Origin of the sequence: Enterobacter hormaechei ATCC 49162, assembly GCF_001875655.1 — a bacterium.
GTDB lineage: Bacteria > Pseudomonadota > Gammaproteobacteria > Enterobacterales > Enterobacteriaceae > Enterobacter > Enterobacter hormaechei.
In genome coordinates this window covers 1,881,226-1,904,256 of the sequence record NZ_MKEQ01000001.1, presented here as the reverse complement: position 1 = coordinate 1,904,256, position 23,031 = coordinate 1,881,226, and the positions used below count along the sequence as shown (strand labels likewise).

Genomic DNA, 23,031 nt, shown 5'->3' with positions numbered 1-23,031 from the left:
TTTAACTGATGGGTTTGGCCTTTCCATCCATAAGAAAGGCCATTTCTGTAAAAAAATAAATTACCAGCGACTGCAGCCGAAGCTACGGTCGCCATCTCCGTATACTTTTGTATCAAGTTTAGCCAGGTAGTCAAGACGATTCAGTAATTTATTGTATTCTCCTTCAAAGTTAAAATCATTGACGTCTAATATATAACGACAATTTTCAGGGTAGTGAACCAATCCCGGATAATCATCCAGTTCCAATCCCAGTGCGCTATACCATGCTCTTACAATCATCATCCTTAAATTGCTTTCAGCCTCATAATCACCTAAATGGTAATAAGCATCTTTGTTAAAAAAAAGACCAATATGAAAATGACATTTTCCCTCTTCGGAAAACTCCCTTACCCAAACATGACGAACTCGGTTTGGATATATTCTTTTACCGTTGGCGGCTCTGGCTCTCTCATTGGCCTCCAACATGGCATTTAATGCATTACGGAAACGGGATATGGCACCAGGCTCTAGATTAGGAAAACAGCAAACAGTATCACCTCTGTCTAGAATGGGGGGGTAATGTACATCAACACGTAATGCCATTGTTCTGGGGAATTCACTGAGTGCATCATTGACGACTCGTTCAATATTTTTTTTATAGGCGAGCACATGCTCACCATGTGAACCATGATATAATTCCATGTTTCGATCCTGTAGCTAGTCCTACGGCTTTCGATAGCCGTATATAGTAATATGATAAGACATAGTTGAATGTCTGTAATTAGTTATGTTAATTAACTGTTGGTAGTAATGATTGCTTTATAATACCTTTCCAACAATAAAACTTGTTATCAACCCATTACCCGTGCAGTAAAATACTTAAAAAGTAACTCTGCAATTATAATCATCCAAAGATACCATTATCCCAGTATCTTTTTACCGTGGAAATGCTTATTCCTAAGATCTTTGCCACCTTGGATTGAGAGTAATGCTTAGCCTTCTCATTCTGAATTAGATAAGAATATTTACTTCCTTCAGGTCTTCCCTGCATTTTCTTTGGTTTTGTTTTGTTAGTAGGCATCTTTTGCTCTCATCTAGCTATTAGGCAATAACTCCATACTGTCGAGATGTATGTAAACTAAGTGGTTATGCTTAACATTGGTATCAGAATGTATGGTTTACTTCACCGTTAAAGGGATTAATAATGATGGCATCTCCTCCTTTCATCGCCTTTTGAGGTGTATCGCCTTCGGCAATTACCGGAACCATTACCGCTAGATCATTTGTGTAATAAATTGGTATCCAGCAATAGCATGATTGTTTAGGGGGAGTTTTATTTCTTTTCAATACTGCCTCAACTCCAAATGTAATAAGTTCAAAGATTGGCATAATCACAATGCTGCTCAAATCAAAAAAACAACCATCGTAGACTGTGTCCTTTATCAGTATGATATTAGATAACCCTCCTGCAATGAGATGTTTGCGGTTCACGCGCCGATCTGTGTAAATAAAAATTGCTTTTTTTACATTGAAACTTTTTATAATGTATGAGAGCTTTTCATGAATTAATTTTTTTTCGCTCTTACCCATCTTATCATGAGGTATTTTGTGCGCATAAAAATCTTGATCGACAACCTCGTTCCGGTGTCGAATGTGAGTGTTCCAGACGGAATAAAAAAACTCTTCGTAAGTTAATTTTGGCTCACCCCGTGCGATTGAGGGGGCCTTCTCTTCAAAAATACAGCCTAATGTTGACTCCAAAGTTTGAGCTATATGATATTGCGATGTTATTTTATTCAATGCTGGGGCTGTGGCGTTTAACAAAAATGATATCACCTCTGACCTAGAGTATCCTTTTGCATTGCTATAGTCGTCGATTGCATCAATAGTTGATTTTTTGTTTGCGCTGAAAGTGATGCGTTTTTTCATATGTATCCTTGACTTTCGTTAATGTAAAATGTGATAAACGGTGGTGATTTAGTATCTTTTATTGACGGATTGTTTCTGTTAATTAAGCCAGCTATTCTTTAGAATAGCTGGGGAGTTATGATTTTGAGGCTGCTGTTAATTACAATATACTGAGAAGGTTAATAGGAACCTATCAATGTCTTTGCGTAACCAATAATGTCGGCTGTTAATTTTCTTTGGGCGTGGTAAACCATTAGGCAGCTTGTCTTGGCAAAGCCATTTTCGAATTGTTTGGGCTTTAAGGTTTAATAGATGTGCTAACTCACTTGTGGAAACAAGTTCAGATAAAGATGTTCTGGATTGCTCATATATGCTCATGCTACCACCTCAATGATTGAGATGCAGGCATATACAAAAAGTAATGAAATTAGAAGGGAAAGAAAGGACCAAAAAGAAAACGAAAAAGCCAAGCTTGAATAAGCTTCAGGGTCAGGGTCACTACCTTCGCTTGAGCCGGATGAGGTACTTTTAGTTGATTTAGACGCATTACCTTGCGAGTTTTCGGCCAGATTTTTGTGCGAGATGATACGTGCAAAAAAAAACGCCCAAAGTTTTATGTCGATTGTTTTTATTGTATAAAGAGTTTTTTTCATTGAGGTGTCCAAGAGCAGCTCGAATCCTGATGTTCATCTGTCTTTCCTGAAATATGGACTCAGCACAGGTTTGTCGCTGCTTACTAGAACGAACAACTTTGATCTTACCCACGACCCGTACTATTCGAGCCTTTGAGCTAGTTTGCGCAGAACTCATCAAAGAATTAGACATAATGCTTTATCTCCTGATTTAAAAGTGGACGATGGAATTTAAACCTTAAAATACACTTATGTCAACGATGGATGTTGTTCTGTAATCTATTGATATTAAATGAAATCAACGCATATCAACGGTTATTTTTTTACAATATTTGCTTGCTGTAAGATCCACCTCTCAATTTTTTCATGCCATTTGCGCAACAGATCTAACGGACGACGGCGGTAGTGTTTTTCCGCCAGTGCACTTGGTTTGTGTCCCATAATTTGAGCAACAATACCTGTTGGCACTTCAACCCATTCAGCAAGAGTGCCAAAACTACGGCGTAAGCCGTGAAGGCTGATATGTGGTAACTCAGCTCGAGCTAACGCTCTGTTGTGTCCTGAACGCGGTTCAATAATTTTGCCACTTTTGCTGTTACTTCTGAAAACCCAACCCTCCTTATTTACGTCAGAATTTGGGAATTGCGCTAGCGCACTTAACAGCTCAGAAACATAAGGAGTGAGAGGGATGATACGTTCGCCTTCGATCTTGTCTTTAATCCTCATGCTTGACCATTTGAAATCTACGTCAGACCACCGAAGTGACGCAATTTCTTCACGCCGTGCACCGGTGAGCAAAAGTACTTGGAGATAGGCCGATGCAATGGGATTATTGAGGCTACGTACGGCACTGAACCAGATTTTTAACTGTTCTTTTTGTAAGCAATCTCCCGCTTTACTCGCTGATACTGGAACCACTTTTCTCACGTTATGATCTTGTGCAATATCGCCATGGATTATTCCCTGATATTTTTTCTGGTAATTAGCCCATTTGATAAATGCACGCAACAGCCGGTAGGCATGAGCAGTGACGGTAGGCCGATTTTGTCTCTCTGTACTTAGCCATGCGGCAATGTTCTCTGGTGTTAGTTCCGATAACGGTAGGTCGAGTAAGCTAGCCAATGGTCCAGCCGAGGTTGGGCCCCGGCCTCTTTTTTTACTTACCCCTCCACGGCTGGACAAGTTAATGTGATCGGCAATGTATCGAGTAGAATATGGGCGTTTAGTTTTTGCGCTGATTCCGGTTCTCAATTCTTCAAGGTAATCTTCCCAAGCGCTTGTGAAGGTTACCTTCGTTTTACGAGATTCAGCCTGCTGTGATTCCGCTTCAGCAATTTTTTCTGCCTTAGCTATACGCGGATCTATCCCAGTATCGATTAATGTTTGCAGCCGCCTGGCTTCGGCCCTGGCATCATCAATCCTCCAATCGTTAATGTTGCCAATGGTCATGCGAAGGGTTTTTCCCGCATATACGCTTTGGAACACAAAAGCTTTTGTTCCGCGAGTTGCCCGACATGCCAGGGAAGTTACGTCCGCATCCCAAAGAAATGCCTGGGTTTTTCCTTCAGATAAAGCAAATTTTCGAATGCGCTCGAAGGTGAGTTTTTGTCTTGGAAGTGCCATTTTGGGGCTCCAGATGAGAAATGTTACATCACCATAATGTAACTGCTGGTGTAAGTAAAATGGGGGAATAAACATCAACACCTGTCAATTTTTATCAACAGGTGTTTTTCATAACACAATGTTTTATAATGAATTACTTGTTTTAAGAGTAGGTTTTTAAAGGGGTAAAAATATAATAACGTCGCATTCGTAATGCGAAGGTCGTAGGTTCGACTCCTATTATCGGCACCATTCTAACGTCTCCCCAAGTCTACTAAAGTTCACTGAAACCCCTTATAATCTGCGCTTTACAGCCCCTTTTAGTATTTCTACGTCTACTAAAGTTCCCTGAGATCTACGGTCATTTGGGGGTACTTATGGGGGTATATGCTGTTCGGTCTAGAGGAGGTACCCCCAAGTGAAACTAAACGCCCGGCAGGTGGACGCCGCCAAACCTAAAGATAAGCCCTACAAGCTGGCTGATGGTGGTGGTTTGTATCTCCTGATTAAACCTAATGGTGGCAAATACTGGCGGCTCAAGTATCGTGTAGCCGGTAAAGAGAAGCTGTTAGCGCTTGGCGTGTATCCTGAAGTCACATTGGCCGATGCTCGGTCAAAACGTGAAGAAGCCAAAAGGGGTATCGCTGGGGGTATCGATCCTATGGAAGCGAAACGGGAAGAGAAGATTGCCCGTGAAATTCAGTTAAACAATACCTTCAAAGATCTTGCCCTTGAGTGGCACAGCAGCAAACTAAAAAAATGGTCTGCTGGGTATGCTTCAGACATCCTGGAGGCTTTCAACAAAGATGTCTTCCCTTACATTGGCAAAAAACCAATAGCCGATATCAAACCGCTTGAACTGTTGAATGTGCTGCGGCGCATTGAGGGGCGCGGCGCTACAGAAAAGGCCAAAAAAGTTAGGCAGCGCTGCGGGGAAGTTTTCCGTTACGCAATAGTCACCGGCCGTGCTGAGTATAACCCTGCTCCGGATCTTACCAGCGCCATGCAAGGGCATGAGTCCAATCATTATCCTTTCCTCACACCGAAAGAATTGCCTGATTTCTTCAAGGCGTTGTCAGGATATACCGGAAGCGCTTTAGTAGTTTTGGCCGCTCGTCTGCTGATTATCACCGGCTTGCGTACCGGCGAACTCCGCGGGGCATTTTGGGATGAAATCAAAATCAGTAAGGCGGTCTGGGAAATACCAGCCTCACGTATGAAAATGCGTCGCCCTCATGTGGTGCCGTTGTCCAGGCAAGCTCTTTCGCTTATTGGCCAGCTCCAAGAGCTGACAGGCAATTACCCGCTTATGTTCCCTGGCCGTAACGATCCGCGAAAAACAATGAGTGAAGCCAGCATAAACCAAGTCTTTAAGCGGATTGGCTATGACGGAAAAGTCACCGGGCACGGTTTCCGGCACACCATGAGTACCATCCTGCACGAACAGGGCTACAACACCGCGTGGATAGAAACGCAGCTGGCACACGTCGACAGAAACTCTATTCGAGGTACTTACAACCATGCTCAATACATAGACGGCCGCCGTGAAATGCTTCAATGGTATGCCGACTATATGGAGGCGTTGGAAAACGGCGAAAATGTAGTGCATGGAACGTTTGGGAAAAGCGCTTAACTGTATGTATAGACAGTGCTAATTGACAGTAGTAGACTTCAGTAGACGAACAATAATTAGGCATTGTCTAGGCTGATCACCGAAAACCCGCGCACCTCTGCGGGCTGGCAATGCCACCAGATAGAGGACGCGAGGTGGCGTATGCTTAATCCAGCAGTAGAGCTCAAAGCAAAAAAACAGCAGTTTATAAGCATTAGGGAATTGATTGCTCGAATTGAGGCAAAATTCCCTGATATGACAAGGGATCAAATCGCAAATTGGATAATCATTAAACTTGATGAAGAACAAGAATACGCGCCGAGTCTATTAATACAAGACTCTCGTGGAATCACCAGACGACCAACCTTCGGTGATCCTTCTTTTAGTGCCTATGAAATGCTTAGCAGTGTTATGGCAAACCCTACTATGGATGAACCTCCTTACGAGGGATGGACTCCATCTATGACACAAGAAGGCCAAGAGCAAACCTCTAGCTCTTCAGATCTCAATTTTCATGATGATATTCCATTTTAAGGTGATGCTATGAATTCATTTGATTTTATAGGATTTAATCGTTCAGAGATTGAGAAAACGTTAGGCCTTAATCTGCATGATAATTTATTGGAATATAACATTGGTTTAAAGAAAAATTTACCAAGTTGGCTTGTTCCATATCTTTCAAGAGATAGCATCTCTCTTAGTGACTCTGCACGTTTAATTGTTGGCGCAAATCCAAGAGAAAATATTACAGGTGAAAAATCTCACGAATATGAAGCTTATAAAGAATCTCTCTGGGATGCGATTGATAATTCAAAACTAACCGCAAGGGATATTTCCCACTACGATAACATGGATCATGATCGGCGTGATTGTATACTCGTGCGTAGTGAGGTTGAAAAATGGGTTACAGAACATAATTTCAACTGGCCTTTACCCTTACAGCAACCAACTGTAAATGAACAAACAAATCAGGTCTATCTAGATCAATGGGGGGAGTTCCCTGGTAAAAACACTGCATTGATGATGATTGCAGGTATGGCTATCGCCCTCGAAAAATCAAGTAAGAGCTATCGAAATGGTGAGCGCCTGAACAAACTGGCAATTGCTCGTGCGGTTGCACAGAACCTGGCTACTCTAGGTTATCAAGGGATGGTAGTGACGGAAAAACAGATGACAAACCTCATAAAGGAGGCTTTGGAAGTCACATTTCCAGAAAGCGATGGTTAGCATTTCCAAAGTTAATGTGAACGCGAGTCTCAACTTCCAAAGTCTCGCGTTCATGCTTTAGTCATTTCCAAACGCACTTAAAAAAACGATTTTATGGCCTGTAGGCTATCTGTCATCCCTTCCAACAATCTTATATCGGTTTCCACAATCATAGTTCTAGTTCTGATTAAATTATTCTCGTGAACTTCATTAGACGACACGAGGTATATATGTCTTATTCATTAATTAGATTTGCAGAAGTACAGAAACGGTCAGGCTATAGCAAAGCGTGGATCTATCGTCTCCTTAAAGAAAATCGCTTTCCACAATCAGTTAAAATTGGAGCCCGATCTATCGCATTTGTTGAAAGTGAAATTGACGAATGGATAAGCCAGAGGATCGAAGAGCGTGATGCGTTAATTTCCACAAAGCCACAACTGTAACTTAGCCCGGGGAAAACTAATATGACTATCAAAAATGCCCGTGCCGGGCAGGGTTTTGCTCACCCTGAAAACAGCAGTGATGATATTTCGGTCATTAAATTTGAGGATGCAAAAGTACGAATTGTTAAGATACTGGGGGAGCCATGGTTTGTCGCGGCAGATGTATGCGCAGCTCTGGAAATAACTGATCACAAGGTTGCTTTGCGACGTCTGGATGATGATGAAAAGGGGGAGTGTTTAATACCCACCCCTGGTGGAAAGCAGACTATGCGAACTGTCTGCGAGTCAGGATTCTACAAACTGATCTCACGTAGTCGTAAGGCGACTACTCCCGGCACCTTTGCGCACCAGTTCAGTAATTGGGTATTCCGTGAGGTCATTCCCTCAATTCGTAAAACTGGCTTCTATGGAGTGCCGTTCGTGTTCCTGAACGACTTCAGCCGGCGCATGGCTGCTTATCAGCAGGAGGCCAGCAAACGCGGGTATAAGTTGCAGCAGTGTAAGGCAGTAAAAGAGGCTCTTGTGCGGGAGGAGAGCCAGCTATGGCGTAAGTATCAGCCCGAGCTGTTAGGCGAAGATGGTCATGAGCCGTTTACTGAAGTTCGCCCTTTAACGGATGAAAAAAATTGAGTTCGTGAATAACTTGCGTGCTCTTGCGATGTTGAGCACTCAAAATAAGTTTGTCGCGACAGCTCACTAAACAATTCGAAAAGGTTAATGCCATGAAGAACATTTATGCCCATCTGGGGCAGGGCTTCGCTCGCAACGAAAGCAGCCAATTAATTATTACCCGTAGCAAGGGCGAGGCTCTCTCCGTCGCCCCCTGCGATAATCAATTTTTGTTTAGTAATTTTTCGCAACTTTGCTTCAGTACGTCTTTTTCGTTACTTCCGCAAGCGCTCTCACTGCTGAGGCATGATTTGAGTGCGAATACTGCTATTAATAAGACGAGAAGACCAAGAAGGATTTTTTTCATTATTTACTCTTTAGGGGCAATTCCACGCTGTTGGAGTTCTTTGCGAACGATCCTCTTCAGCCACGCAGCTAGTGATTCATCACCATCTTGCTGTTGTGCCCGTTCCATCATTTCTCGCAGTTCTGGATCCAGCCGAAACTGGAATGGAGGATTACCACGTCTCTCGTTTTTGTGTGTTGACACGTTAATTACACCCGATGTAATGTGTTTATGTGTGATGACACATTACACACAGAAGTTAAAAAAAACAACGCCCCGAAGTGCGGGAACACTTTCAGGGCGTCTGACCACAACGTTAGAGGTACTAACATTATGGCTTGCACTAAGTCTACCCAAACACGCCCTGAATTTACATGGCGTTTTCTCACCCTGGGTGAATTCACAAATCAGATCGTCAACGTTACTGCTTCCACCGAACACGAAGCACGCGAAAAAACGCCTGCAGGATGTGTCTGTATTCTGGCGTGTCGTTTTCGTCTTAAGGAGGTACAGCATGTTTAAGCTCCAGACCCTTACAGCTAAAGCACGCGAGCTGCGCGGAAACGTGGTAAAAGCCACTACCACGAAAGGCACCCGCACCATGACCCCCGTATACGAACGGGAAGAGCAGCGCAAACTGCGTGAACGCATCCAGCAGACACAGCCGGACTGGGTTTTACTCTGGTGGGATATTGCGACCGTTACCGGCTGGCGTACCAGCGACGTGTGCAACTTCCGTTACTCCTGCATCAACTGGGAAACCGGCATTGCGACAATCATCGTAGCGAAGCAGACCAAAGCAGCAGAAGCCAGGGCGACCCGGAAGGGGCTCGAGATTGTTCGCCAGCAGCGCAAGGACGCTGCCCGGCTTGCTGGCGATCACATTGCCTACATGCACTGGGATAGCGTGAACTGCGACGAACTGGCCGCCGGCATGACGGAAGAAGAACAGGCGATCGTGTTTGAGCTGGTGGCAAAGGCTGAAGTTAAGCACGATACCAAACAGCTGCCGCCGGGCATTATCAAGCGGCTGCGTGAACGCATGGAGCGCAATCTTATCGGGGACGACCTGGTATTTTCCCGCAGCCAGATTGAAAGTAACCGTTGCCAGTCTCTGGAAGGTAGCGTGAGCCGCCAGACGATTTGGAAGAAACTGCACAACGTAATGGTGTGGTTTACCCGAGTGGTAAACACGCGTCTGCGCCTGAGTGCCTATTCCAGCCGCAAGATTGCCGCCTTTAATCTCATGTCCGCCGGCGGCGAACAGGGTTTGCTGGTCGCCTCTGAAATGCTCGGGCACAGTAACCCGGCAATCACCCGAACTTACCTCCAGTTAGGCAGCAAGGCCTCCGCCATTCAATCCCGTCTGGCCATGGAGGTATCTGTATGACAACGGTTATCCCAATTTGCTGTCTCGGTGCTTTCGCCGATCACATCCCTGCGCAATTAAATAGTGTGCGATTTTGTTTTGCCAGCCAGTTATTAAGGGACGGGGAGGGGAAATTATGACTCCTGTTTACGATCTGGTTCGCCGGGCCGACGGCAAAAACGTATTCAGTTTTCCGGCCGGTGGTCGCTATCTGGTGGACACGTCGAACGGGTTGCAGTCGATGCGCCCCCTTCTGGACGACGAGATCATTTTTACGGTGGAGAGTGCCGCGCGCTTTCTGAGGAAAATTGGTTATCAGGTAATCCCGCCAGCGGCGTGAGGTAAAAAATATGACGATTAAAAATTCCGGCTTAGCTGCTGGTGGCCGCGCTCACCCTGAAATCAGGCCGGGCGATAAATGGAAGGACAGTCGGGGCAACATAGTAATTATCGAAAGTTACCGATTCGACAGAGTGACATATTGCCGTGAAGGGTACAGCTCACCGTGTTTTTGCACGCCCGAAAGACTGGTACGGGAGTTTGAATTTGTTTCTTCCGCGCCGGTCGCCGGCGAAAAAGATATCGATCGGATTATGCGGGTGCAGGGCATCGAACGAATTCGGGTCATGCGGGAAATCATCAGGGAGCGAGGAAACAGAAAATGAAGAATGCACCAAACCTTAAAAAGCAGCCGGCGGATCTCATGGAGGAGTCAATTATCTTTGCCGGAGCCGATGCCTGGACGTTCGCCAAAGCATGGCAGGAAATGAACCCGATTGGTGACACCGTGCCGCCGGTCGTGCTGGATAAAAAGCAGCTGGCGGAGCTGGAGAATATCCGGATTGTGGATGATGGCCGGCTCTATGCCCGGGTTTGTCGTGGCGGGCATCTGACCGAACGGCAGATAACCATTCTCGCTACAAAGCTGGCGGTGGCCGGCGTGGAGCGCGCGCAATTCTACTCTGAAGGTTATCAGCTTCTGGAGGACTGGACGCCGCAACTGCCGCGCCTCAAAGCCGATGCGGAAGCCGGCAAAAGCATGGTGATCGGCAAACCGCTGACGGATGTAAACCTCCGCGACCTGGCTGATAACGAAAAGGCGCTCATACTGGCCGCGCGTTACACCGGCATTGCAATCAATGAAAACAGCGAGGGCGTGTACGTCTACCGTGCCGGCATCTGGGAGAAAACGTCTCTGCTCGAGCTGAGCCGCGAAATGGTGGCTATCTACAACGAGAACAAAACCAACTTCAGCAAGCGTGCGATCAACAACGTTATCGACGCCCTGAAAATCGTTATCCCGGTAATGGGAGAGCCGCGGCGCAGCCTGATCCCCTTTGCAAACGGCGTCTACGATATGGAAACCGGCGTTTTCTCCGAACACAGCCAGGATAACTGGCTGACCAACCACAACGGCGTGACCTACATGCCGGCGGTGCCGGGCGAAAACCTCCGCGACCACGCGCCGAACTTCCATAAATGGCTAAGTTACGCATCAGATAGAGACGCAATTAAGATGCAGCGTATCGCTGCGGCGCTCTTTATGGTTCTGGCGAACCGGTACGACTGGCAGCTGTTCCTCGAGATAACCGGGGAGGGTGGCAGCGGGAAAAGTGTCTTTACCCATATCGCCACGATGCTGGCCGGCGCGCATAACACTGCGAGCGGGAACATGGCGGCGCTCGACAGCGCACGCGGACGGGCGCAGTTCGTCGGTAAGAGCATGATAACGCTTCCTGATCAGCCCAAATATTCAGGTGAGGGCACCGGGATAAAGGCAATCACCGGCGGGGATGCGGTGGAGATCGACCCGAAACACGAGCATCAGTACACCGCCGTTCTGCGGGCGGTGGTTGTGGCCACGAACAACACGCCGATGATTTTCACCGAACGTGCCGGCGGCGTTTCCCGGCGCCGCGTAATTTTCCAGTTTAACCGGCGCGTCAGCGAAGAGGATAAGGATCCCGACCTGGCAGAGAAGATATCCGCTGAAATTCCGGTGGTTGTTCGTCGGCTGCTGGCGAACTTTGCGGACCCGGAAAAAGCGCGGGCGCTGCTGCTGGAGCAACGGAACAGCGAAGAAGCACTGGAGGTGAAGCAGAAAACGGATCCGCTGTATGCCTTCTGCGCTCACCTTGAGCGACTGGCTGATTGTGCGGGAATGATGGTAGGAAACCGCAATCCGCCTCACTATCCGCGAATTTATCTCTATCACGCTTATCTGGCATTCCTGGAGGCCAACGGTTTCGACAAGCCGCTGACGCTGAATAAATTCGCAGAGGGGATGGAAAGCGCGATGCGGGAGTTTAATCACGAGTACCGTAAGGAACGTAGAGCCCGTGGCATGGTGACTAACGTCGAACTTTCGGAAAGTGCGGAAGACTGGTTACCTCAGACGCATCCTGTAGCCGGTCATAAAGAATGAAGTTCAGATAAATATGGAGAAAGGTATACATGGTATACATCGAGAGAATAATTTATATATAAATCAGTGAAATAAACCATGTATACCTTGTTTTCAGGTATACACAGGGTGTACATGGTGTTCATTCTCTCATTAATCATCTGGTGGTTTATTGAACAGAATGATGTATACCGTGTACACCTGAAATCCCAAAATGTAGGCTGGTATTCATGGGTTAATGTATTGTTTTATAAGAAATATATTGCCTTTATGAACACCATGTATACCTTGAGGGCAAATTCTTTAAAACGCATCCACACTTTTCGCGTTGTGCACCCCTGTAATTTCATTAACATCGTTTCATAAATCGCAATTAATTATTTGATTGTTGCGATTAATGGAACTTTAATGGTCGCTATTACAGGGGGCATCATGAGCAAGGTTAACGTTAAGCCCGTTCTGCTGAACGGGGAACAGATTCAGGCTCTGAAAACCATTCAGGAGAGGGAGCGCCAGAAGTCGGGCATGGGGATCGCGCCGTCAATCCATGCAGTTGCACGCAAGGTATTTGATGCAGGGCTGTCAAAAATGGAGGCTGGCCAGTGAGCTACTCAATCAAAATAGGGAAACACAGCATCGAGCTGGCGGGTTATGCCGGTAAGGTTGTTGCGCCAAATACTCAGATGGCCGCTTTATTCCGTGGTATGGCGGGGGAACTCACCAGCCTGAGGACAACGGCGCAGCAGGCCGAAGCTGAGGCGGATTTGCTGGACGTTATCCGCAACGATCCGGATCTGAACGAACAGGCAAAAAACCGCAGGGCAGGTGAAGCCCGGAACCCGGACACGCTCAAAGACTTTACCCGCGGGGTGGCAGCTGTAAGCGAGCAGGCCGCAAACATTCTCGATTACCTGAAGAATAAGCTCGCTCCGGTTAATCCACTGGCATCTGATGATGTTCAGGGATTCATGCGTGACAGCGAAATGCGCCAGACATTCGCCAGGCTGGATCGCCGCAGTCAGGAAAAAATGCTGCTGTCGATGCACAGTGGAAAGCATCCGGATCTGGCGGACGCCTTACTAAGGGCGCACGCAGTGTGTTCGGGACTCGATACGGAACAGCTAAAACGTCTCGGCTTCTCCCGTATCGCATCAGAGAACGGGCAGGTGATTAGCGCGGTTGCCGAGCTGGTCGACGCGGTAAGGAAAGACGTCGCACAAATTACAGCTGTCCGAACCTGGTATAACAATCTCGTTTACGGGAAGAACGACGATCCATCAGAAGTTCTCCCCCGCATGACCGGCCTTGATCAGTTAAGCGAACATGTCAGCGCGATGCTCAAAGGCAGCCAGCGGCAGACACATTCAGAAGAGAAGCAGGCCGCCTGAGGGCGGTTTTTTTCTGCCCGGAGGGAAACACAGGATGCTGTTAAGTAAATCAGCCTACGCCAGGCATATGGGCGTCAGCCGGCAAACTGTTTACGGCTGGATAGCCCGCGGTGAAATTGTAATTTCAGGCGATAAAGTGGATGTTGATGCATCGCAGGCTAAACAAAATTCTGCTGGTGCTGGCGAACACCAGACTGAAATGACGTGGGCGCAGGCCGCCGCATGGGTATGGAAGCATGACAGCGGGAAAAAGCTGCCGGCTGATATTGATGCTGGCCAGAGGATAGAGGCCGCAGCCGCTGAGCTGGGTTTTGATGTTCAGCACGAGCCCGAAGAGCAACTACTGATTCTCTTCCGGCTGGATGAAGAAACCCACAGCTTCTATGGCAAAGACCGTGCAGCAGGCGCTTTACGGTTTCTTCGTTCTGAGCTGGCTTACGTTGCCACAATGCACCCCGATACGCTGGATGACTGGAACAAAACTGGTTTAATGTCACTCTGCCTGCTGGACGGCGAAAAACTGTAACCCCCCAGCCCCTCAAACTTGACACTTTTTCGCGAGAAACTGGGAAAAGTGTCAACCCAACCTAACGGATCCTGACGCCTACGAACAGCAGCTACAGCAGAAGTGTAAAGGGCTGGCGTTGAGATTTGTTGAGCCTTGGCTGTTAGCTTTTGTTAATCCTGATGCGAAGCAGGGCAGGTGTCAGCCTGTTATGGTTTGTTATGCCTTACTAGGGAAAACTAGGGGGAAAGTGTCAACCGCTACCGCTTCAGAAAACTTCAGGTACACGAACTCGTGAAGGGGAGGTGTTAAGCACTCCCCCTTTGCAACCATCCTCGAGCATCTTTCAGATCGCTGTTCTGGTTTGCCCGGACGCTGGCGTTCAGATTGAGTTGTCAAAAGTTTTCACCCACCGTCAGCGCCAGTGGGGATTTTTGGCAGAACGCGCTCTAAGTTACAGTTGCTTCGAACTGACATCGGTTATTCAACGTAAAATGCAAAATTAATTTAAGATAATGCGATATTAATCACGCTACTATTTTTGATAGGGTTTGGAATAAAATTAGAAATTGCAACTTGTTCAAATTTTGGTAAGTTAAAGACGGTTTATGGGCAGATTTTGGGTCGCGTTTCGCGATCAGTGAAAAAAATGTCCGATAGGATTGCCTTTCAGGAACTCATTGTCCTGGCGTTTCTTGAATTCTTGTCAAGTTTGCGTAAGAGTGCCCATAAACCATTTTCAATGGTGACATATCATGAAAAAATTGGATTTATTAAAAGCTGCAAAAACAAAGCCGGATTTGGCTAAGCTTTTAGGCGTTAAGCCTTCAGCATTAACCTATTGCTTATATAAAACTAAGCCCGAGACTCAATACGTTCAATTCGAGATACCAAAGAAAAATGGTGGCAATAGAATTATTAGTGCCCCCTCTGGTATGTTAAAAAATATACAGGCATCTCTTTCTGAATTATTGCTAGATTGCTTAGATGAAATTATTTTTGATAAATTTCCAAACTCAGAGATAGCAAGGCAAAAAGCAAAAAACTCCATAATTTTAAAATTAAAATGCTCTGGTTCGGAAATTAAACAGCCTTCATTGTCGCATGGCTTTGAAAGGAAACGTTCTATAATAACTAATGCAATGATGCATTTAGGTAAGAAACACGTTTTCAATATAGATTTAGAAAACTTTTTCGGTAGTTTTAATTTCGGAAGAGTAAGAGGTTTTTTCATAAAAAACAAGAATTTCTTACTCGAGCCAGAAATAGCTACAGTGATTGCAAAGATTGCATGTTATAATAATGAACTACCACAGGGTAGCCCTTGTTCCCCAGTTATTTCTAATTTGATAACACATGCTTTAGACATTAAATTGGCTGCTGTTGCATCAAAATATTCATGTACGTATTCAAGGTATGCAGACGATATAACCTTTTCCACAAGGAAGGATAGTTTACCCTCGTCAATAGCAAAATCCGATAATCATACATTTGTAGCCGGTAAGGTAATTAAAAGTGAGATTAAGCGCTCAGGATTTTCAATTAATGAAACTAAAACTAGAAATCAATATAAAGATTCACGGCAGGAAGTGACGGGGTTAGTCGTAAATAAAAAACCTAACACTAAGAAAGAGTATTGGCGTCTTGTGCGTGCTCAATGCAATCATCTCTTCAGAACTGGTCAGTTTAAAGAGATTGTCGATGGTGTTGAAGTAGTTGGCAATATAAATAGGTTGGAAGGGAAGTTAAATTTCATCGACCAAGTTGATCATTATAATCGGCTTCGACAAAGCGAGAAGCTGAATCCGAAGTATCATTTGAAAAAAGATGCTCTCAAAAATGGTCATGCCAAAAGCAGACGTTACTTACATACTTCGAGAGAAAAAACATTTAGTAAATTTCTGTTTTATCGTATGTTCTATGGTAATAAAAAACCGACTATTCTCACAGAAGGTAAAACTGATAATGTGTATTTGAAAGCAGCCATTCACAAATTAGCAGCGTTATTCCCTAAATTAGCAATTGAAAAAACCGCCCTAGCACCGTATAAGTTATTAACGCAGTTCGTCGAATACAATGAACGTACCAAATATTTGTTAGAGCTTTTTGGTGGCACTGATTACCTTAAGGACTTTGTTATACATTACAGACATTACTTTCATGATTACAAAGCCCCTAAACCGTCTAATCCGGTTATTATATTCGTAGATAATGACTCTGGGCCTAAGAATCTGATCAATTACGTGAATGGAGTTGAGGGTATTCAGATTTTTCCAGCGGGTGTTGCAGATATTCGTCAATCCGATTTTGTTCATATTTTTTGCAATTTATATCTAGTGCTCACACCTCAAGTTGAAGGGTGTCCTGAAACTGACATAGAGTATTTCTTTAGCAATGTTGATCGACTTAAGCAACATAAAGGTAAATGTTTTAATACAGTTGCTGATCGTGATCCAAGCAATGATTTGAGCAAGGAGGCATTTGCAACGCACATAGTCAATGCACATAAAAATGATATTGATTTTTCGAGATTTACTAGTTTACTGGAACGGTTAGAAAAAGTGATAGATCACTATAACTTAATTAAGTAATTACAAGCATTTGGAATCTTGTATGAGGGATGTGATACAAAATTGTTAACTCTTAAATAACGTTATAGCTTTGCTTGCAACTATTATCAGAATGTTAGTGGCAAATGAACATTCAACTGTAATTTATTACAATGTGCTTCTTTGTGAATACAAGAACTAGTTGGATTCCTTTTAGGTATTAACTTGGGTTAGAGAAATTAGTTTGGGGGTATCTATGGGGGTATCTCATAAGTCAATAAAGAAAAAAATTATAAATATCAATTTCTTGAATGGTTAGTATGGTTCCTATTATCGCACCATTCTAAATCAATTAGTTACCTTGCATTCCGCAGATCATGGCAGCAAATGTTGCTGATGGTTGCATATTTTCGTCCCATCGTTTTGTACCTGTAAGAAGTTGAACGGCGGCATAACCTTAAAGACTATACCGCCAGCGCCACATTATCGCGCCATTAACGCAAACACCCCCCAGCCAAAGTATTCCCGCGTGTACGTCACATGACGTTCAGGCGCTATCGTCAGCTCCGCCCGAACCTCCTTCGCAAAGTCATCGTCTGGGTTTTCCTCCAGCCAGCGACGCATCGTCATCCATTTTGCGGCTTCGTACCTGTCCCAGCCTTCCTGGTCTGCAAGCACCATTTCCACCAGGTCATAGCCCTGTTGATCGAAAGATGCAACCAGACCGGGCAGAGTGAGAAAGTCTGCAATCGACGAGACGCCGCAGGCCTGAGCTATCTCTTCCGATGCGGGGACCTGACGCCAGTACGGTTCGCCGATGAGCATCACTCCCCCGGGCTTGAGGCTTTTTGCCAGCAGTTCTGTCGTCCCGGCTACGCCACCCGCAATCCATGTGGCGCCAACGCAGGCCGCCACGTCATATTCTTCATCCGCGACGTAGCCAGCTGCGTCGTTATGAATGAAATGAACGCGTTCACTGACGCCGAGTTCCTCTGCGCGCAGCGTGGCATGCGCGGTGAACAACTGACTCATGTCGATGCCGGTACCGGTAATACCGTAATCACGCGCCCAGGTGCAGAGCATCTCTCCCGAACCGCTGCCGAGATCGAGAATGCGTGCGCCTGGCTTCATGCGTAACACGCGGCCCAGCGTCGCGTACTTCTCTGGCGTAAAGGGGTTATGAATGCGGTGTTCGCTTTCGCTAATGGTAAAAATACGTGGGATATCCATCATCCTCTCCTCAACGATTATCAGGCTGGGCGCGAACATTGTTCAGCCCGGTGGTATTAATGCGGTAGGGCTGACCGTTAACGGATTTGATCAGCTTTTTGGTTTTGAGCTTTTTGAAAACGGCGAGCGTGCAGTCAGCCAGCAATAGCCCTTCGCGGGTATAGCATTCAACGGCAGTGACGCGGCCAGAGGTATCGCGGACGTGTACAATACGGCCACCTTTGGCGAGAACGTGTAAGGTACGTTGTTCCTGACGGGATAAATTCATACTGGAAAACCTGTTTAATCATCATGTGCAAAACGTGCAAACACACAGCGGTGTCCGCATACGATTTCGGCGCATTGATAATCAGTCCGGCCTGGAAAGGTCGGGAAGCTGATTATCGGATGATTACATTCTCCAGCATCAAAGCCTCGGATAGAGTTGATAGGTATTTACGGGGTGAATGATAACACCTGTTTATTGTCAGTGAATACCCAGGGGTAAAAAATGTGATCCCGGTTGGTATCGGGCTGAGGAGAGAAGGTCATCGCTGGCCGCTCTTAATTTTGCTGTCGACCTGAGGCTGTGGTTTGCTGAAAAGATATCCCTGCACAAGCTCGCAGCCCAGAGCCTGAAGCCGCTCAAGCTGCTCTTCGGTCTCGACGCCCTCGGCAATGACGCCCATATTAAGGCTTTTAGCCATACCGGTAATCAGCTTTACAATATTAAGCGCATCTTCTTGTGTAGATATCGGACTGACAAAAGATTTATCAATTTTGATTTTATCAAAGTTCAGTTCACTGAGTCTGGAGAGGGATGAATAACCCGTACCAAAATCATCGATGGAAATTCTTACGCCCAGTGAACGTAGTTTTTTGAGAATAGTAATGGGGTTATTTCTGTCACTAAAGAGGGATGACTCTGTGACCTCTAACTCAAGACGGTTAGCCGGTAGCCCGGTCTCAGCCAGAATGGACTGCACCGTACTAATAAATGATTTGCTGCCCAATTGAACAGGCGAGACGTTTACGGAGATCCTGGCCGGAACAGCCCAGGAGACCGCTTCCCTACACGCCAGTTTCAGTACGGTTTTACCTATCTCGTTGATCATGCCGGTTTTTTCAGCAGCGAAAATAAAGCTATCCGGGGAGAGCATTCCCTTAACGGGGTGCATCCAGCGAATAAGCGCTTCATAGCCGTAGATTTCCTTGCTGACGGAATTCACAATAGGCTGGTAATAAACAACAAATTCATTATTCTCTATCGCCCTGGCCATATCATTTTCAAGGGTTCTGCTTTCCTGCAACTTCTGTAGCATTCGCTGACGGAAAACTTTAATTTGCTGAGAACCTTCTTTCTTGGCTTCATAGAGCGCCAGGTCGGCGAATTTGTACAGGTAATCTGAACGTCGTTCGTTATCCGATAAAACAATACCCACGCAGGTGGCTATTTTTATGAGTTGATTATTAATTGTATAGGGTTTGCTGATGCTATCACTGATTTCTCGCGCACGTGAAACGGCTGCGGTTTCGGTTAAGCCGTTGGAGAGAAACGCAAACTCGTCACCGCCCAAACGATAAAATGTTTCTGAAAAGCGGCTCAAAGCGTTAAGGCGGGTGGATACCTCACGTAACAGTAAATCGCCGGCATCATGACCGTAAGTATCATTCACCTCTTTGAACCGGTCTAAATCGAATAACATTACCGTCACAGAGACATGATTTTTTTCAGCCTGTTGATTAAGTTTGTTGAGATCATCCCAGAAGAAAAGACGGTTTTTCATGCCGGTAAGGGAGTCATGATAAACATCGTATTCCAGTTTTGAATTCTGGATTTGCAGGGTTTCCTTTGATAGCTGAAGTTCTTCAGCCAGCGTTTTCACCTGTGTATGCGCTTTAAGAATATTTTTATTTTGATAGATAATCAAAAATCCCAGGATGAAACTTAAAATAACCAGTAATAGCGAAAGCGCTGAATAGATATAATACAGGACCTGTATTTTCTGGTTGGTTTCATTGATGGTGTTAACATCTTTTGTCAAAGCCGTGGATGAAAGCTGGCTTAGCGGCGCATCCAGTAAATGCATGCTTTTTAAATATAGCTTTAACTCTGAGCGGCTCATTTGCTCAAGATGACCATCAAGATAGGTCAGGATGTTTTCAAGGCGTACGGCGAGCGCCTGATGCGCTTTTTCGCTGTCTATATAACGACCCAGGCCGCCCTCTTTCAATAAATCATTCTGGCTAAGCATGATTTCCAGGCGCATGCGAACCTGGTCTACCGTGACGTCATCAGTATCGGTTGCGTACAGACCAATCCATGATTCAAATCGGTAATATTCAGATACCAGTTGGGCTACAGACCAGGACTCAGTGTAGTGAGTCAGCTTTTGTAATTCCTGCTGACGGTCATAGACAAGAAAGGCTATATATCCAGTTGTGATAAAAAGAGAAAAAATGATACCAACCAGTATCCTGTTCATTATGTTCTCCTGGACTGCTATTCAATCTTCATTTTGCTGACCTGCCATGCCGATCGCGAGTAATAAATCTGATTATTCAGTTCAGGAAGACTGTCATAAGGGTAGACAATGAATGACGGACCTTTATCGCGGATGCGCATATATTCGCCATTGACCTTTAAAGCCAGTATGGCGTTGTATTTTTGGAAGTCACTAAGTGGAATGACGGTAGTATAATCATTGAGTGCAACCACATTCAGGACAGATCCCTTTGCACCAACATACTCCATGAGTTTGCGCATGGGGATACCCTCAAACTTTGTGCGGCCATTATACCAGGGCGAAGTTGTCTGGAAACTCACCATCCCCAGTTTTTCAAGGCTGGCAATATCAAAAACGGCTTTTCCATTTTCGTTCGTATTTTCTATATTACCGGAAATTGTTAAAATGGGTTTACCAGCAGGTTTGGGCAACTCACCCGCAAGGGCGGCGCTTTGTACTAAAAAGCAGCACAGCATTAGGATTAATCGCATTTCAGCCTCCACTTTTTAACATAAGTATAAGAATTATAATTTAGTTATCCTACTAATTTATATATTTTCTCTCTCCCTACATTTATGCATCATTGTCAGGATGTAAAAACGCCACCCATCGGGTGGCGCAGTGGTTTTTAGCGATTATTTGGCCGGGCGGGAGAGGGCATCGGGCTGTTCGTAACCGGACCGGATCCACTTACTCCGGCGTCAATGCCTTTGCTGGTAAACGCCACAAATCATAGCGCTCATCGCCAGCCTTCACCGCTCCCGTGAAATGATCGCTCAGACGGCTGGAGGTAAAAACCAGATCGCCATCAGGATGGATGGTCGGCGTATCGGGCCAGTATATGCCTTCGTTTGACGCGATCGGTGACATCGCTTTGCTTACGGGATCGTACCTGACGATACCGTTCCGGGTGACGTCAGTTATATAGAGATTGCCCTTCGCATCGGTCACGATCCCGTCAGTGTTGCCGCCCACATCACCGAGATCTTCAATTCGGGACGCAATTTGCGCATCGGTCGAACCCGGCTGTCGCAGGATTGCCGTCGGCAACGCATAGGCATGGGTACCCGTCGTCACTGTCCAGTACAGCGTACCTGCATCCGGTGAGAGTGCAATGCCGTTGATGCCAATCAGCAACGGTTTACCCGGCCACACCTCGTGCCCGTGTGCGACGACTTTCACGCCCGGCTCAACCCGCACGGCAGGGTGACGATCCAGTACGCGCCGGGTCTGGCCGGAGGTGAAATCAACGATGATAAGACCCGCACGGTTGTCAGGCGCGCTGCGCGATCCGCTGTCGGAGATATAGGCGATGCGGCGACGCTCATCAACAGCCACATCATTGAGGAAACTGGCTTTACGGTCAGCCACGCTATCCAGAGAGATGCGTTTGATCGTGCGTCCAGAGTTCAGATCCAGCACCACCAGTTTTTGCGAGCCTGCGGGAGATTCCGCTTCTCCCGCGACGAAGCCCATATCCAGCGCCCATAGCCAGCCGTTACGGCGATCGATATAAAAACCGAGGACGTTGCGCAGGCTTTGCCCGAAAGGTCCGTCCACCGCATTTCCCTCGCGGGAGGGGAATGCGGTCAGGCGTGCCGGACCTGACGCAACCGTCGTATCAAGGACGCTCAACGTGGCAGGTGCGCTGGCTGATATCAGCCGGGGTGTACTGACGTAGGCTGTTCCTTTTGCATCAAAGTGGATCCCGGCGATGGGGGCATTCACCGATCCGGAAAACGTTGCCGGGATTGCCGTGCGATCGGGGTGATCCCAGCTTACGCCAGCATAGCTACGCCAGCGTTCAGGCATCGCGCCATTATCCGCACTGGCTGCGCTCGTGAAGGACAACAGCACCACCATTGCGATGGCGGACAAACTACGGTTAGACATGTCTATACTCCGGTGAACTCACAGTTACAGAATGGAGCGGAACGTGCCGCCTTCAACGCGCACCGCAGCCCCGTTAGATGCGGCGCCAAGCGGGCTTGCAAGCAGCGCAACCATTGCGGCTATCTCGTCTGCTTCGATCATGCGGGCAATCAACGAGCTGGGCCGGTAGGTCTCGAAGAAGTGTGCTTCGATCGCCCGATCGGTCATACCCGGTTCGGGCGCGGTCTGGCGAAGGTAGTCAATGATGCCGTCAGAGCGAGTCGCCGAAGGAAGCACGCTGTTAACCGTTACGGCAGTGCCTTTGGTCAGTTCTGCCATACCGCGCGAAACGGCGAGCTGGGCAGATTTACTGACGCCGTAATGCACCATGTCTGGCGGCGTGAACGCGCCAACTTCACTGGACATAAAAATCACCCGCCCCCAGTTCCGCTCCAGCATGCGCGGGAAGTAATGCCGGGACAGGCGAACCCCGGACATGACGTTAATATCGATCATGCGCAGCCATTCTTCGTCCGTGATGTCGGCGAAAGGTTTAGCTTCGTAAAAGCCCAGATTATTGATAAGAATGTCGGTATCCGGACAAGCCGCGAACAGTGCTTCGGCACCCTCTGCGCTTCCCAGGTCTGCGATAACGGCGCTTACCGGCACGCCAGGTGCGGCATTGCTGATTTCGGCAACGGCGTTTTGCAGCTTTGCCTTTTCACGGCCGGTGATCGTCACTGCAACGCCTTCTCGCGCCAGCGTGCGAGCGATGGCCAGACCAATTCCTGCCGTTGCGCCTGTAACCAGCGCTGTCTTACCGCTGAGTTGAAGATCCATAATTTTTACCTTCTGATGATGTGTGAGGCCACTTTACTCATCACTCAGCGG

25 protein-coding genes and 1 pseudogene are annotated in these 23,031 nt (G+C 46.6%); 14 read left to right on the top strand and 12 right to left on the bottom strand.

The window, feature by feature from the left end; genetic code table 11:
* Nucleotides 1–60: 60 nt before the first annotated feature.
* The 5 genes and pseudogenes from BH712_RS09635 to BH712_RS09615 form a co-directional block, all read right to left on the bottom strand.
* Nucleotides 61–681 carry an inovirus Gp2 family protein gene (locus BH712_RS09635; protein WP_023315489.1) on the bottom strand — a complete coding sequence of 207 codons (621 nt, stop codon included), beginning with the start codon at nt 679–681 and terminating at the stop codon, nt 61–63.
* A 462-nt stretch (nt 682–1,143) separates the two neighbouring features.
* Nucleotides 1,144–1,908, bottom strand: coding sequence for a hypothetical protein (locus BH712_RS09625; RefSeq protein ID WP_006809977.1), 765 nt, complete (start codon nt 1,906–1,908; stop codon nt 1,144–1,146).
* Nucleotides 1,909–2,043: 135 nt separating this feature from the next.
* The gene (locus BH712_RS09620) at nt 2,044–2,265 is read right to left on the bottom strand and encodes a helix-turn-helix domain-containing protein (protein WP_003847740.1); all 222 of its coding nucleotides are present in this window, start codon (nt 2,263–2,265) and stop codon (nt 2,044–2,046) included.
* Nucleotides 2,262–2,540, bottom strand: a complete 279-nt coding sequence (locus BH712_RS24610) for a hypothetical protein (protein WP_139237272.1) — start codon at nt 2,538–2,540, stop codon at nt 2,262–2,264. The genes BH712_RS09620 and BH712_RS24610 overlap by 4 nt, the downstream gene beginning before the upstream one ends.
* Nucleotides 2,541–2,817: 277 nt before the next feature.
* A pseudogene (locus BH712_RS09615) lies at nt 2,818–4,217 on the bottom strand (tyrosine-type recombinase/integrase).
* A 322-nt stretch (nt 4,218–4,539) separates the two neighbouring features.
* Here BH712_RS09615 and BH712_RS09605 point away from each other — a divergent pair.
* The 5 genes from BH712_RS09605 (at nt 4,540) to BH712_RS09585 (ending at nt 8,012) form a co-directional block, all read left to right on the top strand.
* Complete coding sequence (locus BH712_RS09605) at nt 4,540–5,754, top strand: tyrosine-type recombinase/integrase (protein WP_006809975.1); 1,215 nt, start codon at nt 4,540–4,542, stop codon at nt 5,752–5,754.
* A 141-nt stretch (nt 5,755–5,895) separates the two neighbouring features.
* A complete protein-coding gene (locus BH712_RS09600) occupies nt 5,896–6,267 on the top strand; it encodes a hypothetical protein (protein ID WP_006809974.1) in 372 nt (123 codons plus the stop codon).
* 9 nt (nt 6,268–6,276) lie between these two features.
* On the top strand, nt 6,277–6,960 hold the full coding sequence (locus BH712_RS25140) for a hypothetical protein (protein WP_006809973.1): 684 nt from the start codon (nt 6,277–6,279) through the stop codon (nt 6,958–6,960).
* 209 nt (nt 6,961–7,169) lie between these two features.
* A complete protein-coding gene (locus BH712_RS09590) occupies nt 7,170–7,382 on the top strand; it encodes a helix-turn-helix transcriptional regulator (RefSeq protein ID WP_006809972.1) in 213 nt (70 codons plus the stop codon).
* A gap of 21 nt (nt 7,383–7,403) precedes the next feature.
* Nucleotides 7,404–8,012, top strand: a complete 609-nt coding sequence (locus BH712_RS09585) for a BRO-N domain-containing protein (RefSeq protein WP_006809971.1) — start codon at nt 7,404–7,406, stop codon at nt 8,010–8,012.
* 349 nt (nt 8,013–8,361) lie between these two features.
* Here BH712_RS09585 and BH712_RS25135 read toward each other — a convergent pair whose 3' ends face one another.
* Nucleotides 8,362–8,541, bottom strand: coding sequence for a hypothetical protein (locus BH712_RS25135; protein WP_095455415.1), 180 nt, complete (start codon nt 8,539–8,541; stop codon nt 8,362–8,364).
* 27 nt (nt 8,542–8,568) lie between these two features.
* Between BH712_RS25135 and BH712_RS25290 the strand changes: the two genes are divergently transcribed.
* The 9 genes from BH712_RS25290 to BH712_RS09535 all read left to right on the top strand — a co-directional run bounded on the left by BH712_RS25290 (nt 8,569) and on the right by BH712_RS09535 (nt 16,594).
* Nucleotides 8,569–8,859 carry a host cell division inhibitor Icd-like protein gene (locus tag BH712_RS25290; RefSeq protein ID WP_309233083.1) on the top strand — a complete coding sequence of 97 codons (291 nt, stop codon included), beginning with the start codon at nt 8,569–8,571 and terminating at the stop codon, nt 8,857–8,859.
* Nucleotides 8,852–9,727, top strand: a complete 876-nt coding sequence (locus BH712_RS09575) for a tyrosine-type recombinase/integrase (protein ID WP_006809970.1) — start codon at nt 8,852–8,854, stop codon at nt 9,725–9,727. The genes BH712_RS25290 and BH712_RS09575 overlap by 8 nt, the downstream gene beginning before the upstream one ends.
* A gap of 115 nt (nt 9,728–9,842) precedes the next feature.
* Complete coding sequence (locus tag BH712_RS09570) at nt 9,843–10,046, top strand: hypothetical protein (RefSeq protein ID WP_006809969.1); 204 nt, start codon at nt 9,843–9,845, stop codon at nt 10,044–10,046.
* A gap of 10 nt (nt 10,047–10,056) precedes the next feature.
* Entirely contained in the window at nt 10,057–10,371 is a 315-nt protein-coding gene (locus BH712_RS09565) for a DUF4222 domain-containing protein (protein WP_006809968.1), read from the top strand.
* On the top strand, nt 10,368–12,131 hold the full coding sequence (locus tag BH712_RS09560) for a DNA primase family protein (RefSeq protein ID WP_006809967.1): 1,764 nt from the start codon (nt 10,368–10,370) through the stop codon (nt 12,129–12,131). The genes BH712_RS09565 and BH712_RS09560 overlap by 4 nt, the downstream gene beginning before the upstream one ends.
* 411 nt (nt 12,132–12,542) lie before the next feature.
* Nucleotides 12,543–12,716 (top strand): hypothetical protein, encoded by a 174-nt coding sequence (locus BH712_RS24900; RefSeq protein ID WP_014830800.1) that lies wholly within the window; start codon nt 12,543–12,545, stop codon nt 12,714–12,716.
* Nucleotides 12,713–13,498, top strand: coding sequence for a hypothetical protein (locus tag BH712_RS09545; protein ID WP_006809964.1), 786 nt, complete (start codon nt 12,713–12,715; stop codon nt 13,496–13,498). The genes BH712_RS24900 and BH712_RS09545 overlap by 4 nt, the downstream gene beginning before the upstream one ends.
* Before the next feature lie 34 nt (nt 13,499–13,532).
* Nucleotides 13,533–14,024, top strand: a complete 492-nt coding sequence (locus tag BH712_RS09540) for a hypothetical protein (protein ID WP_006809963.1) — start codon at nt 13,533–13,535, stop codon at nt 14,022–14,024.
* Between the two features lie 734 nt (nt 14,025–14,758).
* Nucleotides 14,759–16,594 (top strand): retron Ec67 family RNA-directed DNA polymerase/endonuclease, encoded by a 1,836-nt coding sequence (locus tag BH712_RS09535; protein WP_006809962.1) that lies wholly within the window; start codon nt 14,759–14,761, stop codon nt 16,592–16,594.
* A gap of 441 nt (nt 16,595–17,035) precedes the next feature.
* On the opposite strand, the gene BH712_RS09530 is transcribed toward BH712_RS09535, so the two are convergent.
* The 6 genes from BH712_RS09530 to BH712_RS09500 form a co-directional block, all read right to left on the bottom strand.
* Nucleotides 17,036–17,782: an SAM-dependent methyltransferase gene (locus tag BH712_RS09530; protein ID WP_032673635.1), complete on the bottom strand. Its 747-nt coding sequence runs from the start codon at nt 17,780–17,782 to the stop codon at nt 17,036–17,038.
* A 10-nt stretch (nt 17,783–17,792) separates the two neighbouring features.
* Nucleotides 17,793–18,050: a YjhX family toxin gene (locus BH712_RS09525; RefSeq protein WP_006809960.1), complete on the bottom strand. Its 258-nt coding sequence runs from the start codon at nt 18,048–18,050 to the stop codon at nt 17,793–17,795.
* A 259-nt stretch (nt 18,051–18,309) separates the two neighbouring features.
* Nucleotides 18,310–20,247 carry a putative bifunctional diguanylate cyclase/phosphodiesterase gene (locus tag BH712_RS09515; RefSeq protein ID WP_006809959.1) on the bottom strand — a complete coding sequence of 646 codons (1,938 nt, stop codon included), beginning with the start codon at nt 20,245–20,247 and terminating at the stop codon, nt 18,310–18,312.
* Nucleotides 20,248–20,264: 17 nt separating this feature from the next.
* Nucleotides 20,265–20,759 (bottom strand): putative pterin-binding protein, encoded by a 495-nt coding sequence (locus BH712_RS09510; RefSeq protein WP_006809958.1) that lies wholly within the window; start codon nt 20,757–20,759, stop codon nt 20,265–20,267.
* Nucleotides 20,760–20,958: 199 nt separating this feature from the next.
* A complete protein-coding gene (locus BH712_RS09505; protein WP_006809957.1) occupies nt 20,959–22,161 on the bottom strand; it encodes an L-dopachrome tautomerase-related protein in 1,203 nt (400 codons plus the stop codon).
* Nucleotides 22,162–22,185: 24 nt separating this feature from the next.
* Nucleotides 22,186–22,980, bottom strand: a complete 795-nt coding sequence (locus tag BH712_RS09500) for an SDR family NAD(P)-dependent oxidoreductase (RefSeq protein WP_006809956.1) — start codon at nt 22,978–22,980, stop codon at nt 22,186–22,188.
* Nucleotides 22,981–23,031: the final 51 nt, after the last annotated feature.